This window comes from Sphingomonas sp. PL-96 (assembly GCF_020707215.1).
Classification (GTDB): domain Bacteria; phylum Pseudomonadota; class Alphaproteobacteria; order Sphingomonadales; family Sphingomonadaceae; genus Sphingomonas.
The window spans coordinates 1-14,601 of sequence record NZ_JAJFET010000011.1 but is presented as its reverse complement, the minus strand read 5'-3'; the positions used below and the strand labels follow the sequence as shown (position 1 = coordinate 14,601).

12 protein-coding genes are annotated in these 14,601 nt (G+C 62.8%); 1 reads left to right on the top strand and 11 read right to left on the bottom strand.

What is annotated here, in order from left to right:
* Positions 1–88 precede the first annotated feature (88 nt).
* From LK533_RS16060 to traJ, 8 genes are all read right to left on the bottom strand, one after another.
* The gene (locus LK533_RS16060) at positions 89–1,459 is read right to left on the bottom strand and encodes a hypothetical protein (protein ID WP_229364089.1); all 1,371 of its coding nucleotides are present in this window, start codon (positions 1,457–1,459) and stop codon (positions 89–91) included.
* A 161-nt stretch (positions 1,460–1,620) separates the two neighbouring features.
* Positions 1,621–2,907, bottom strand: coding sequence for a Vi polysaccharide biosynthesis UDP-N-acetylglucosamine C-6 dehydrogenase TviB (gene tviB, locus LK533_RS16055; protein ID WP_229364088.1), 1,287 nt, complete (start codon positions 2,905–2,907; stop codon positions 1,621–1,623).
* A 17-nt stretch (positions 2,908–2,924) separates the two neighbouring features.
* The gene (locus LK533_RS16050; protein ID WP_324255326.1) at positions 2,925–3,950 is read right to left on the bottom strand and encodes an NAD-dependent epimerase/dehydratase family protein; all 1,026 of its coding nucleotides are present in this window, start codon (positions 3,948–3,950) and stop codon (positions 2,925–2,927) included.
* Between the two features lie 42 nt (positions 3,951–3,992).
* Positions 3,993–5,903, bottom strand: coding sequence for a polysaccharide biosynthesis protein (locus tag LK533_RS16045; RefSeq protein WP_420705876.1), 1,911 nt, complete (start codon positions 5,901–5,903; stop codon positions 3,993–3,995).
* Positions 5,904–6,709: 806 nt separating this feature from the next.
* Positions 6,710–7,351 carry a histidine phosphatase family protein gene (locus LK533_RS16040; protein ID WP_229364085.1) on the bottom strand — a complete coding sequence of 214 codons (642 nt, stop codon included), beginning with the start codon at positions 7,349–7,351 and terminating at the stop codon, positions 6,710–6,712.
* A complete protein-coding gene (locus LK533_RS16035; RefSeq protein ID WP_324255324.1) occupies positions 7,348–7,515 on the bottom strand; it encodes a helix-turn-helix domain-containing protein in 168 nt (55 codons plus the stop codon). The genes LK533_RS16040 and LK533_RS16035 overlap by 4 nt, the downstream gene beginning before the upstream one ends.
* Positions 7,516–7,760: 245 nt before the next feature.
* Entirely contained in the window at positions 7,761–9,824 is a 2,064-nt protein-coding gene (gene traI / locus LK533_RS16030) for a TraI/MobA(P) family conjugative relaxase (protein WP_229364084.1), read from the bottom strand.
* Between the two features lie 13 nt (positions 9,825–9,837).
* Positions 9,838–10,230 (bottom strand): conjugal transfer transcriptional regulator TraJ, encoded by a 393-nt coding sequence (traJ, locus tag LK533_RS16025; protein WP_420705875.1) that lies wholly within the window; start codon positions 10,228–10,230, stop codon positions 9,838–9,840.
* 359 nt (positions 10,231–10,589) lie between these two features.
* Here traJ and LK533_RS16020 point away from each other — a divergent pair, with 359 nt between their 5' ends.
* The gene (locus LK533_RS16020) at positions 10,590–10,982 is read left to right on the top strand and encodes a TraK family protein (RefSeq protein ID WP_229364082.1); all 393 of its coding nucleotides are present in this window, start codon (positions 10,590–10,592) and stop codon (positions 10,980–10,982) included.
* Positions 10,983–11,097: 115 nt separating this feature from the next.
* Here the strand turns inward: LK533_RS16020 and LK533_RS16015 are convergent, their stop codons facing one another.
* The 3 genes from LK533_RS16015 to LK533_RS16005 all read right to left on the bottom strand — a co-directional run.
* Entirely contained in the window at positions 11,098–11,358 is a 261-nt protein-coding gene (locus LK533_RS16015; RefSeq protein WP_229364081.1) for a hypothetical protein, read from the bottom strand.
* A gap of 373 nt (positions 11,359–11,731) precedes the next feature.
* Positions 11,732–13,084: a sugar transferase gene (locus LK533_RS16010; RefSeq protein WP_229364080.1), complete on the bottom strand. Its 1,353-nt coding sequence runs from the start codon at positions 13,082–13,084 to the stop codon at positions 11,732–11,734.
* A 260-nt stretch (positions 13,085–13,344) separates the two neighbouring features.
* Positions 13,345–14,601: hypothetical protein (locus LK533_RS16005; protein ID WP_229364079.1), on the bottom strand; the 1,257-nt coding region annotated here is incomplete at its 5' end.

Below are 14,601 nucleotides of genomic sequence, written 5' to 3'. Positions count from 1 at the left end.
ACGTCGACGGCTGTTTGCCTCCTGATCGCGGCAGCGCGTTCCCTAGGCAATGGCGAGGCCTGAATGCGCACTCTTCTTGGTATTCGCTCTATCGCGCACCTGATCGGGGCAGGAGCCTGCCGTTCAGATACAGCATCCCTTCGATCACCGATTTGGCGGTAGAGACCGGCCCATCGATGCGGTTGGTACCTTTGAAGGTTCCGCGCGTGTGGGCGATCTGCTTGCTTGTTTGCGACATGCTGCAGTCCCGCCAGATGGGTCCGACACTCCAGGGCAGCACGCCACCATGCCGCAGCCTGAAGCGGCAGCGATCGAACAACACGTTCTGTGCATACGGCAGGTGGGCAATGATGTTCTTTCGCAGGTACACCATGCCGGTTGGGGAGAGAGCAGGCTCATCTGTAAAAACGCAGTCGCTGAAGCGCGTTGCTCGCGCAGGGCTCGGGTCCGCAAATCCATGGACGATCGAGCCGACGAAGCGGCAATGCTCAAAGACCATGGCAGGCTTACGAGCCCAGACCGACCAGTTCGTCGTACCGACGAACGTACACCGGCTAAAACTCAGGTCAGCGCTGTCACCGCTGTCCGCGACAAGGCCGCACCCATGATTGTCGGAGAACGTACAATCAGCAAAGCGGATCCTGCGGATCTGCTTCCCCCGCTGCGCCTCGATATCGACTCCCGCCGCAGGAGCGCTGTGGATCGACTTTCGTCCGGTCTGAGCAAACTCAGATGCGGTGACCGTGTAGCCGCGTCCGCCTACCAAACTAAGCCCCTGCCGCGCGTTACGGTGCGCGCGAAGCCGGATCAGCTCCCGCGTGACGCGGGGCGCATCGCTGTCCACCCCGTCGATGTAGAAGCCGTCTTGCGCCTGATCGTGCGCCCAGACATTCACGATGCGCTCTGAGCCGCCGTTGTTGCGCAAACCGACGCCCCAGCAGCCGATCTGCCAACTATCTCCGCCATGCGGACCACCGATGCGCAGACCGGAGACGTTTCCGTCCAGCTCCAGATTCTCAATGGCAACCGGCCCGGAACAGTCCTCAACGAGCACCATGGCAGCATATGGCCTCAACAAGAGCCGTCCATCACCCTTCTTGGCCGGTTCAGTGATGGGCCTCAGCTCCTGCGTGAAAGCGCCATATGGTTGGCGCGACGCACAACGCAGGACGGCTCCATTGCCGTTGATCCTTACAGCGCTAGAGCAGCCCCGGATCTCCAGCAGGCGCCGCGGCACAAGATCCGGGCCGAGTGTACCCACCAGGTACGTGGTCGGCCTAAGTGCGATCGTGCCGCCGCCGGCGGCATTGATTGCATCGCTGAGGGCCGCAAAGGCAGCGCTATCGTCCGTGCGACCGTCACCCCTTGCACCGAATTGCTCCGGGGTGAGTGTCGCGGCCACCGGACTTCGAGCGGCCATCGACGTCGAGGCGCTGATAAGCGCTAGAAAGGCCTGCATCGATGCGCGCCGCGTACACATATGCCGATTTACTGAAAGACGTGCGGTGCTGTCGACCCCACGTCGCGCTAGCAGGAAAAACTACGGCCGAGCGCGTCCGCGGACTGAGCCGTGGCAGCACGCCACGGCTAACATACTGTCCCAGAGCACCCGGCCAATACTCAAAGCCGGATATCGGCCGCTTCGGCCGGAAGACTGTATTTCAAGTCATAGAGAATATGGCCCGGCTGTCCGAACGCCCGAATGCCGTCGGCACCGAGCTCAGCGAATTCGCGGTGCGCGACAGCAAGCACGATCCCATCGTAGCAGCCGGCTTCCGGGTTCTCGATCAGTTCCAGCCCATATTCGTGGTGTGCCTCGTCCGCCGACACCCAGGGATCGTACACGTCCGCGACGATGCCATAGTCGCGCAGCTCGCTTACCACGTCGATGACCTTGGTATTGCGCAGATCCGGGCAGTTCTCCTTGAACGCCAAACCGAGGACCAGCACGCGGGCGCCGTCAACCTGGATGCGGCGCTTGAGCATCGCCTTCACCATCCGGCCGGCGATATAGGCGCCCATGCCGTCGTTAATCCGGCGCCCAGCAAGGATAACTTCGGGGTGATACCCCATCGCCTCTGCCTTATGCGTCAAATAATATGGATCGACGCCGATGCAGTGGCCGCCGACCAGGCCTGGGCGGAACGGCAGGAAGTTCCACTTCGTACCCGCGGCCTTGAGCACGGCCTCGGTATCGATACCCATGCGGTTGAAGATGATCGCGAGTTCGTTGATCAGCGCGATGTTGAGGTCGCGTTGCGTGTTCTCGATGACCTTGGCCGCCTCGGCGACGCGGATCGTTTCCGCCTTGTAGGTACCAGCCGTGATGATCGTGGCATAGAGGCTGTCGACCAGCGTCGCGATCTCCGGCGTCGAGCCAGAAGTCACCTTGCGGATCGTCGGCAGGCGATGCTCCTTGTCGCCCGGGTTGATCCGCTCCGGGCTGTAACCACAGAAGAAGTCGTGATTGTACTTGAGCCCGGAAAGGCGCTCGAGCACCGGAACGCAGTCCTCCTCGGTCGCGCCGGGATAGACGGTCGATTCATAGACGACGATGTCGCCGCGCTTCAGCACCTTTCCGACGGTCTCCGACGCCTTGATCAGCGGCGTCAGGTCGGGACGCCGGTGCTCGTCGATCGGGGTGGGGACGGTCACGATGTACAGGTTGCACCCGGCCAAATCCGCAGGATCCGTCGAGAAGCGCAAGCCCTTCGCTGCCGCTAGTTCGTCGGCATCGGTTTCGAGCGTCGTATCCTCGCCGCGCCGCAGCGCCTCTATCCGCGATTGATTGATGTCGAAGCCGACCACGTCGCGAATGCGGCCAAACTCCACCGCGAGCGGCAGCCCGACGTAGCCAAGCCCGATGACCGCGACCCTGAGGTCCTCGAGCGAAGCCGGCGTTGCCATGTCTGTGCGATCCATGATCATTTTCCCGAATAGTCGCGGAACCACGCGACGAAGTTTGCGATGCCGTCGCGGAAGTCGGTGGCCGGGCGATATCCGGTGAGCCGTTCGAGCAGCGAGGCATCGGCCCAGGTCGCGGGCACGTCGCCTGTCTGCATCGGCATGTAGTTGCGGATCGCCTTGATGCCCAAGCTCTCCTCGATCGCATCGACGAAGTCGAGCAGGCGTACCTTGTCGTTGTTGCCGATGTTGACGATGCGGAACGGCGCAACCGGGCTGAGCGAGTCCCCCGGAACGATGTCCGCGCGCGAGGCCGGGCGCTCGGGCACCGCATCGAACAACAGGCGGATCGCACGGACAAGATCGGCGACATAGGTGAAGTCGCGGTACATGTCGCCGTGGTTGTAGATGTCGATCGGACGCCCATCGAGCATCGCGTCCACGAACTTATACAGCGCAAGGTCGGGGCGTCCGTACGGGCCATAGACCGTGAAGAAGCGGAACATCGTCGTCGGCAGGTTCCACAGATGCGCATAGGCATGCGCCATGGACTCATTGGCCTTCTTGGTGGCCGCGTAGATCGTGAGCTGCGTGTCCGCCTTTTCCGTTTCGGTGAACGGCATTTCCTCGTTCGCACCATAGACGGACGAGGTGGAGGCCATCAGAAGGTGCTGAACCGCGTTGCGACGCGCAGCCTCCATGACATTGAAGGTGCCGATAACGTTGCTGTCGAGATAGGCGCGGGGATTTTCGAGGCTATAGCGCACGCCCGCCTGGGCCGCGAGATGGACGATCACGTCGGGCGCGAACGCATCGATGGTCGCGTCCAGCAGAGCCTGGTCCTCGAGCATCCCTTCCGTAGCGGAGAAATTGGGGCTTTTCCGGAGTTCCTCGTGACGCCGCTGCTTCAGCCGGACATCATAATAGTCCGTCATGCCGTCGTATCCGGCAACGACAAAGCCTTCGTCCAACAACAACTTGGACAAGTGGAATCCGATAAACCCTGCCGTTCCCGTGACGAATATCCGCCGCGGGCTTTCCTTCACTACGCTGCTATCCACGCGTTATCTCACCCAGCTTAAATAGTTTTATAGCTTATAAAGAGCAGCCTGCTTGATTTCCGGATTTTTGTATTCCGGAACAAGTTGCTGCAGAATATCGAGAGATTTCCCAACATTCCCCCTGCTCAAATGACTTTGAAGTTCTTCCAGGATGCCCGACAAGCTTCCCCAGGGATGCACCGCTTCCCGCGCCTGCATGATCCGCGAATGGTCCGTCGGTGCGGGATCCCCGCCGATCAGGAGCTCTTCGTACAGCTTCTCGCCTGGGCGCAACCCGACCTCGACGATCTCGATATCTCCGTCCGGGGTCGCTTCATCGCGCACGGCAAGACCCGAAAGCCGGATCATCGTCTCGGCGAGGTCGCGAATGCGGACGGGCTGGCCCATGTCGAGAACGAAGACCTCGCCCCCCTTGGCCATGCCGCCCGCCTGGATCACCAATTGCGTCGCTTCGGGAATGGTCATGAAATAGCGGGTGACGTCCTTGTGCGTGATCGTGACCGGCCCTCCCGCCGCAATCTGCGCCTTGAACAGAGGCACCACCGAGCCGCTCGAACCGAGCACGTTTCCGAAGCGCACCATCGTGAAAAGGGTATTCTGCTGCTCCTGCGCCCTGGCTTGCAGAACGAGTTCACAGACCCGCTTGGAAGCCCCCATGATATTGGTTGGGCGCACCGCCTTGTCGGTGCTCACCAGGATGAAGCGCCCCACGCCGGCCGCTTCGGCCGCAAGGGCACAATGGAGCGTGCTGAAGATATTGTTCCGCAGACCCGCGACCGGATTGCGCTCCACCAACGGCACATGCTTGTAGGCCGCCGCATGATAAACGCTCTCCGGCTGCCAGCGGCGGAAGATCCGGGCAACGGAGTCCCGGTCGGCCACATCGGCAAGCTCCGGCTCCAGCTCGACATCATAGCCTTCCACCAAAGCCAGCTGCCGCAATTCACGCTCGATCGCGTACAGCGAATATTCCGATTGCTCGACAAGGATCAGGCGGCGGGGCCGCGACCGCAGGATCTGGCGGCAGAGCTCGCTGCCGATCGATCCGCCCGCGCCTGTCACCAGGACATTCTTGCTCAGCAGAGAGCTTGCCATCAGCAGTTCGCTGGGCAGCACCGCGTCGCGTCCGAGCAGATCCTCCACCTGAACGTCGCGAAGGTCGCTGACGGTGACCTGGCCGTCGATGAGCTGCCTTAAGCCCGGCAACATTCGGACGCGTATCTTGCGGCCTTGCAGAGCAGTTACGATCTCGCGCCGACGCGCTCGCAACGCACTGGGTATCGCGAGCAGAACCTCGTCGACCCTTCGTTCTTCAAGAACGCGATCAAGAGACGAGGAATGCCAGACCGTGAATCCGTCGATCTGCTGATTGCTTAGCCGCGCATCATCGTCGACATAGCCGACGAGCGTCAAATGCCGCTCTTGACGTAGCGAATTTGCGAGTTGCTGGCCACCGCGTCCTGCACCGTAGATCAGCAGCCGCCGCCGGCTCGCCCCCTTTCCGGGCTCAAGGTGCAGCAGATCCCCCACGACAAAGCGCATGCTCAGCCGGATGAAGAGCATCAGTAGGAAGAATATTATGGGGTGGATCACAGATACGGTGCGCGGCATTCCCTGTATCTGTAGAATTCCGAAAATGACCCCAAGAGCAGCTGCCAACAAAGCACAGGAGTAGAAAAGGCGCCCCGATGCACGGGCCCCGGAAAACCTAACAAGGTTCCGGTATACCCCCACCCGCCAAGCAACCGGTGCCCACACGCAAACAGAAACGGCAGTCAATATCAGCAATATGCGAAAGTCGTTTGGCCACTCACCAAGCCGTAGCGCCAGTGAAATCCAAGCGGCCAGGAAACAGAGCAGAACGTCGGCGGAGAATACCATCCACCGTCTGGCCGACCGCCGAAGGCCAGTAAGAGTATCGAGCGCACTTAATGACATGCGCGCGATTTGATTAACCATCCCCAGAGTCTTTCTGCATCATCGCGGCCTGCGCGCATTTGATTAGCGGCCTGCTATGTAAACATTTTCGTTCTGCTCGGCTTGGGCGTCTCTGCTTTTCTGAAAGCGGTTTGCGGCCTTTTTCTATTTATTCGCTGGCCGCCCTTTGATAACTGACCATGATGTACGTTAAATGACGTACCTGTAGGGTTGCCCGTTAGCACCGCCTCGCCGCCTGGGAAAGGCAAGAGCGACGTCGCACAGATCGATCCCTCTAACCAAGGGAGAGATCCATCAACCGTTCGGTTACGACGCCATATGGCCGGATGCTCCTGGGTCACGGCCGTCGCCGGCAAGCGTTCCGCTGCGTGTCAGAGCGGAATTCCGAGCGCTCGTTGCGCGTGTTGCCTGCATTGCCGAGCACTACCGCGGAAATCAGCGCGGTGAGCCGAACGGCCAAGAACTGCGAGATACTGTCAGGCGCCCCCGCGTAGGCGCTCAAACGCCCTCGTCGCGGCAGCCGGTTCGTGATCCTTGCCGCGCATCTCCCTTTTCTATCCGAAAGCACGAACGACTACCGGCTCCACCCGATTGCGCTCGCGCCCTGTCGCGACCGATGCTGCCAGTGCGTCGCCGATCGGTTGATCCTGTTCCAGGTTCAGCTTGAGCTCGGGCGCATGACGATGCAGCGCCGATTGAAGCTACGGATCGCGCTCAAGCGCGCTGGCTACCTTGGCCATGCTGCGCATCCGCTCGGCACTACCAGGTTGCCCGATCGCTCCAGGCGCACGCGCGCCTGCCTGATATCAGAACGGCACAACCCCGCTATCACCCGCGACAGGTGGCGTGTGGCTCCATCCAGCATCCGACCACGCGAAGGACACCAGCTCGGCGTTGCCGATCGCCGGCGGCTCGCCCTTGCGCCAGAAGCGCAGCATCTTCCCACGGTCGTCCAGCTCGGCCTCCGTGACGACGGCACGCACCGCCTGGATGAATTGCCCGTGGCTGAAAATGTAGACCGGACCGGGTAAGGTGAGGGCGGCAAGCCGCCCCAACGCAGCCTCGGCGCGGCGTAGCAGCGCGCCGAAACTCTCCGCGCCCTCGCCATCGCAATAGGCCGGGTCGGCCTCGTCCCAATACCGTACCAGATGCGGCGCCCTGTCGGCCGCCAGCGTGCCGTTCCAGCGGGAAGGCTGGAGATAGGTGAACTCTTCGATTGGCCACACCTCAATGGGTACGTCTGGGAAGCGCTCGATCGTCGGGGCGGCCGTTTGCTGGGTGCGGAGAAACGGTGAGGTCACGATCAGTGATGGTGTTTCGGTCCAGTCCGTCGCAACCTGGCGAGCCTGGTTCCAGCCCTTCTCGGTCAGCTCGATCGTCGCCAGATCATGACACGGCATGCCGGCGTTACCGGTGCTCTGCCCATGACGAATGAATATGGCTCTCATGCATTCCCTTCCTTGGCCGCAAGCTCCCTCAGCCCCTTGTAGAGCGTGGTTCGACTGACGCCGTAGTGCTCGGCCACGGCCGTCACCGTCGCCTCGGGACCGGTGAGCAGCAGCCGGGCTTCGCGAAGCTGCTTGGGGGTGAGGGCCGGGGGACGGCCTCCCAAGCGACCACGTGCACGCCTGGCAGCCAGGCCGGCACGGGCTCTCTCGTCGATAAGATGCCGCTCGAAATCGGCGCGCCAATCGGACCATTGTCGTCGGCGATCCGATCCAGGTGCCGCCGGTGGTCCTGCTGCCGGACCGGCTGACCGCCACGATCTGCCAGACCCTAGGCGTCGACTCTCAGAGGTTCGCCGCACCGCATGCTTTCGTGCAGACGCTTGCCGACGCCAACATGGCACGTCGATGCTCATCGGCCCCGCCCCCTACCCTTCAAGGCTCCATCGGCCCCGATCTCGATACGATCGCCTACTGCCAATCTGGCAGCCCTGGCCGCGCTGGCGGCATCCACCGGCAGCACCATGATCTCGTCGCCGCGTCGGAGAAGCGCCAGTTTTTGGCCCTCCACCTCTCTCGTGCCGGCGTAGGATAGCGGGCCGTGGCCCGCCTCAAAGGGGCGGTGTTTCGGGACATCCATTCCGGCCCGGCGCTTGGCCTCGCGTTCGGCGATGTATTTCCCCGCCGCATCGATCCGTTCAGGCGCCGCCCCAGCCCTCGGCACATTCCACCGCAAAAGTCGCTCCCGTGGGGCCTCAGCGTCCCTGTTCCGCATCAACAGCGAAGGTCGGCCTGCGGTGTCGACCATACCGAGTTCCGACAGATGCCGCACGCGGCCATGAGCTTGGGGCGGTGGATTTCGACCAATACGAGCAATGGGCGGCATTCTGCCTGCATACCGCCTGGCTTTATCGACCGTCTCCTGCCGGTCGGGGCCGGCAGCGAGCGCCTGCCGGCGACGCTCCAGTTCGGGATCGTTGAACCGGATAGGAAGCGAGGCGCTGGCCGCGGCCTGCGCGACCCGTTCTCGGAATTCGGCGCTGCCGGTGATCGACAGCTCCTCACCGTACCGCTCGCGCGCAATCCTGAGCGCGGCGGTGATCCCTTCGATCTCGGCGCCACGGGAGACGTGCAGCCTCGCCCCATCATCCCTGACGGCCGCACCGGCTGTCCGATAGATGATGGTGCCACGCTTGGTGATATGGTCGGCGCGCTCGATCGCGCTGAGACCGTGTCCGGCGGTCGGGCTCGCCTGCACCGCATTCGCAGGTGTGTGCCTGCGGCCCTCACGGGCGCGAAGGGCCGCCAGCGCCTCGACGTTCCCAGCCTTGGCCTCGACCTGCAACCAGTCGTGCCAGCCCATCCGATCGTTGCGTTTGTTGATCCGATCGCGCTCGCGGCTGTAGGCCGCCGCGATCTTGTTGAGCGCCTGCTTCGCCGCGTGGGACGCGAGGCTGTAGGATATCTTGCGGGTGAGGCCACTCCCGCCCGTCAACTTGATTGCCCCCCTGCGCAGCCGGCCCGCACGCTTCACCGCCTCGATCGCGGCCGCCTTCTTCGCCGATGCCGCTGCCAGTTCAGCCGATCGGGCCGTACGGCGACTGTTCTGCTGGTCCTGGTAGCGGGCAAACAGCTCGGCCGTGTTGACGCGGGACGGCATCGGACGGGGCTCATAGGCTCGTACAGGCACGGTCGACACCTGCGCGGCATCGGCCGCCACAAATGGCCCCAGACGGCCCTCCAGCGCCTTCCTGGACAGCTCGCGGGCGATCGAGCTGGCTTTGATCACGGTTCCGTTCTGCGCGACCACGACGAGCCCGTTGCCGCGAGCCTGCATCGCCAGCCCATTGGCCGCCATGGCGGCGTGCAGGGACTGCCAGCTATCAGCCGCCTTGATCTCGTCGCCGCAGGTACGGCGTACCCACCCGATCATGCTCTCCAGGCCGGCAATCTGCTCCATGTCGGCGGCACGGGTCTCCCCTCCTCGCTTGCGCGATTGGTGGTTCGTTCGCTCCAGCCCATGCTCGATTTCGAGCCGCTCGCACAGCTCGGCCAAGGTCCGGTAGTCGCGCAGCGGCGTGTGGATCGTCAGCCGGTCGGGATGAATTTTGTTGATCGCGATGTGCAGGTGCGTGTGATCGGTGTCGTGATGAACCGCGCTGATCCGCTGATGCTCGGCAAAGCCGAGCCCGATGCACAGCCGCTCCTCGATGTCCCGCACGACTGCGGGATCGGGATGCTCACCGGGGGCGAAGGAGACGATCAAGTGGTAGGTCTTGTCCGCCGCGGCCCGGTGGTTGGCCGACTGTACCAGCATCGCGTCATACGCCGCCCCCTCCGGGGCGTAAGCCGTGCTGTTGGTGATCGTGATCTCGCCAACCCGCTCGTCACGGCCTTGGGCACTGGTGATGTAGCGGACCAGCCCGGCGAAGTCGCTCTTGCGCGTCACCTTCATGGGGCTGTGCTTGGCGATCATCGGCGGGGCGGCCCTAGTCGCTGTAGCTTTGGCGGGAGCGCAGCACGGCCTTGATGATGTCGTTCATCTGCTCCTGGTTGGCTTCGATCTGCTTCAGCAGGCCTCGGATAATCTCAGGCACCCTGTCCGGTTTCAGCTCGGCCAGTTTGGCATCGTCGGTAAGCCAGAGCTTTAGTAGCCCGCCCAACCTGCCGAGGTCGCCGTTGACGCGCACCAACTCGCGGGCCTGCTCGACGTCGATCATGCTATGAGGCTGGTAGCCGATCCCGACCAGGCGCAGATAAGCCGCAATCGGCAGGCCCACATGCTCTGCCAGCGCCTCGATCGTGCGGCCCTCTTCGGCCGTTACGGGCACGCGAAGATGACGACTGCGGCGGCTAGTTCCCGCTTTGTCGTCGGCGCTGATCTCCGCTGCTTCGACCATGGCATCCTCCTCTCACGGCGGTAGCCGTTCGATCTCGTAGAGCAAGATCGCCGTTGAGCAGCCCCGCTGCGAATAAGGCGGTGTGATGTTGGCTAGCCGGCTCGCTGGTTAGCCAACATCACCTATCTTGCCCTTCGTCTGCTCTGCACAAACCTCGGACACTCTAGATACAAACTTAGTACAATGCAGGACAAAGCCGGACGTTCGCCTTTGTCCTGCATCATTCTGCTTTTTACATGGTTTGACGCAGGTTTGTATCAAGTTTGTGCGGCTTTGATCGGCTGTGTAGCGGAATGTTCCGCCTTGTCCTGCTTTGAGCGCGAGCGTAGCGTTGAAACGCCATGACCGACACACCTCCAGAAAAATCTCTCGCCGAGCGCATGTGGGAGTTCGTGAACGCGGAGGAGAAGGGCAGCAGCAGCCGCAATCGGATCGAGTTCCTGCGGGCCAAGGACGACATCCAGGCAGCGCTCGATGAGGGCTGGTCCGGCCGCATGATCTGGGAGCAGCTTCGCGCCGAGGGCCGCATCCGGTTCGGCCACACCGCGTTCGCCAAATATGTCCGCACCTTGATCCAAGGTAAACCAGCACTCGGAATGCCACGGAAGTCGGCCAAAAAGACGCCCCCCATGGTCGCTCAGGCAGCCGAGGCAGCAGGCATCGAACCCACTCCCAAGCCGAAGCCGGCAAGGTTCATCCATAACCCGTTTCCTCGGAAGGAGGATCTTATCTAGGGTCCGGTGAAAGGATACTCGGAATCGTGCGCTAAGCTTTTGACGGACGGGAACGGGGCCTTAACGCAATCCCAAGTGCGAGTGGTCGGCTGAGATGCGGACCATTCCGCAAGGACTACCGTCGCCTGAGCTTGGGGTGGAAATTTCGCTGCGGGACTGCTCCAAAAAACGTCACCAGCCTGTTTGCGTGGTCAGTCAGATGATCCGCCATACCTGCCGGATCGCGATCCGAGAGCAACGTCACGACCGAAGTTACGATGTCCTTGGGCGTGGCCTGAAACTCCATTTCTAGCACGCCGATCATGGTCTTCACTCGTGCGTCCAGGCGCTGAAGCACCTCGTCCCGAGCATCATCATCAAAGTCATCGTCCAGCACAGGTACCTCCATGGTTATTTAGGAGGCGGAGCCCGGCCAAAAGCCGGGTGTTAGGAACCCTGCACGTCGCACAAGGCGCCGCCGCTTTTAGGCAGAGCCCTGGACATGTGCGTCGGCCACCCGGCCGAGAACTCGACCAGATCGACGTGGTGAAGGGGTTCCTACGCCCCACGGCCGGGACTGACCGGGCCGCGTCGCTACGATCGCAAATGCAGGGTTGCGCAGCAAGGGGTCAGCAAAGGTAGCTGTGGGGTAGTACCTCACCTGCCCTATCTGCTGGACCGTTGCTGACATCCGCAGCCCGACGCGCCCTGATACCGCTGAGGGCGGCGCGGCCGCTGCGCATGCTTCACTGCCCGCCTTGCCGCGCAGATCAGAACGCGTTTCGGTGGACCAGCACGCGGAAGGTTGCGGCAATGATCTTGAGATCCCGCCAGATCGACCATGCCTCGAGATATTCGAGATCCGCCTGGAGACGATTGCGCAGGTCGTCCTCGACGATGGTCGCACCGCGATAGCCGCGGACCTGCGCCAGCCCGGTCAGGCCAGGTTTTGCGGCGTGGCGATGCCAGTATCGCTCATCCACTTCCCAGAAGAGCTTGTCCGCGGCCCGCGACCCCAGTGCATGCGGGCGCGGGCCGACGATGCTCATGGTTCCGGCCAGCACGTTGAACAGCTGCGGCAGTTCGTCGAGGCTGGTGCTGCGGATGATCTTGCCGACCCGCGTGATCCGGTCATCGTCGCGCGATGCCGAGCGTACGCCATGCCCGTCGCTTCCCTCGACGCTCATGCTGCGGAACTTCATGATCCGGAACACCTGGTTGGAACGGCCGATCCGGTTCTGGCGAAAGAAGACCGGCCCCCTGCTCTCCAGCTTGATGAGCAGCGCGATCAGCAACAGGATCGGCGATAGCAGAAGCACGCCGATGGATGCCAGGACGAGATCAAAGGCGCGCTTGATCAGGCGGTCGGCAAGGTTCAGCGGCCCATGGGAAACCACCACCGCGGCCATGGAGCCATGGATGCTCATGCCCAGGGGGGCGAGCGACTGGAGCTCGGGCATCAGGATCTCGCTCTGGATACAGGCCCCCTTGAGGGCGTGGGTCCAGGCGGCGCGCCGGTCGGGGTGGCAGGACACGACCACCTTGTGGACGCCGCTCAGCGCCGTTGCCAACCGGTCGTACATGAGCGGGTCGTGCTGTTCCGGATCGGCAAACCCTTCCGCCGCGATCCGCACGGAAAAGTCGATCGGCGGCACCAGCTGCCCCGGCTCCCAGATCAGGGCCACGCTGTAGGGCTCTCCCCCGACGATCGCGCGACGATACCGAACGAAATAATAGCGGCTTGCGGCAAGCAGAACGACCGCCATCAACGAGGCGAAGCCGACGGTCAGGCGGGGAAAGCCTTCGCTCGCTTTGAGGTAGAAGCCCGCCAGCGTCATCACCGCCAGCGCGATCAGATAGGCGCGCAGCGTCCGCCCCACTGCCGGCCAGGGCTTCGACAGGAGCGAGATTGAATAGACTTTGCCGTTCAACGCCACCAGCAGATAGGACGGCAGGATCAGCGCCAGGACGAAGATCCAGCTTGTTTCCGTGAAGAAAACACCCCGGGCCAGCGCCGTGGCCGCAAAGCTGACGCTGATGCACAGGGCATCGAGTAGGATGGGATACACAAAGGTGCGCAGACGGATGGCGCCGCTGTTCGGACGCCATTGCTGCGTCGTCATGTCCGAACCCCACGCACTCGGGCCGGATAAATTACTGGTTTCTCTAGGTAAAGGCGCCGCGGCTGCGCTGCGCTCCCCCCGTCCTTCGCTATCGAGAGACATGTTACGCAACACCATGATCCGACGGAGGTTCGGACTGCCTTCCCAAGACCCATAGAGGGCGGATCAAGGCTCGGCTAGCATTGCCTGGGACAATGCCTTCAACCGACCACCTGCTAGTTTCGCCCACCATCTGAAGCGCTGGCAGCGCCACTGCTGCCTTATGCCTGGACCGGCAGGCGAGGCGGCGGCATCGATGCGAATTGGGCCGGCGGCGGCAGCGCGCGGGGGGTGCGACGGAACATCGGCGACGCCAGGCTGCCTGGATGTCGCGCATGGTCGAGGGCTGCGAACGCCCACAGGATCGGCATCACCTTGGAGGAGGTAAAGATGTCGATGAACACCGCCACGATCGCCAGCATGAAGATCGAGAAGCGGACCACGCTGTCGCGCCTCGCGCTGCGCAGGAAGGCAAACAGCCACCAAAAGAAGACGCCCGTGCCGATCAGCCCGACCTCGCCCAATACCCGCACGTAATAGCTGTCCAGCGCCACGCCCCAGGCGCCCGGCGCCCAGCCAATCAGGGCGTGCACCGGCGAATAGAGCGTGGACTTGACCACCAGCGGCCAGCGCACGGCACGGAACTTGAAGCTGACGTCGCCCCCGCGGGCGCTGCTGTTGCCGAGGTACCGGGACACGGTGTCCGCACCCAGGAAGTGCGCACGGAAATAGGCGGGATTCTCAAGCGGAGGCAGGCGCTCCCACTGAGTGACCAGCAGCTTCACCATCGTGACAGGGGTTGCAGATTTCGCCAGGCGGCTCTCCCCCAGCACCGACATGATCGGTCCCGCCAGGATTGCGGCGACCAGAAGGGTGGCGCCCGCCAGCACCAGCCCACGGCCCGGACGGATCGCAAGGAAGCTCGCGAGCATCGCGACCAGCGTGATGCGCGACTGGGTCAGGATCACCATGACCCCCATGGCTGGCGTCACGACCAACTGCTGCGCGGCATAGCCGAGCATGGCCAGCATCACCGAGGTCTCGAACGGACCGCTGGTGTTGATGGTAAGTCGCTCGCTCGCACCGGTGAACTTGCCGATGCCGCCGGCGAGCCCCGCGGTTTCCAGCCCCCCCCAGACGATCAGCGCGACGTTGACGACCAGCAGGCTGGTTCGCACCTGGCGAGGCGATACCGTCTGGCAGGCTTCGTACATGACGAAGAACCAGACCATATATTCGACCAGACGAGTCGCGTAGACGATCCCGATCAAGCCTTCTCGCGGATAGTTGATCAGCGCCGAGACATAGCTCACGCCGATAAAGATCCCATAGACCACCACATGCTTGGGCATCTTCAGCGGCGCACGCCTGCGCTTGCAGGCATAGATCACGAAGGCGACCGCAGTGATCAGATCTTCCGGGCGCACGCCCGATCCGGAAACGGCGATCAGATCGATCTTGGGGGCAAGAACATATGC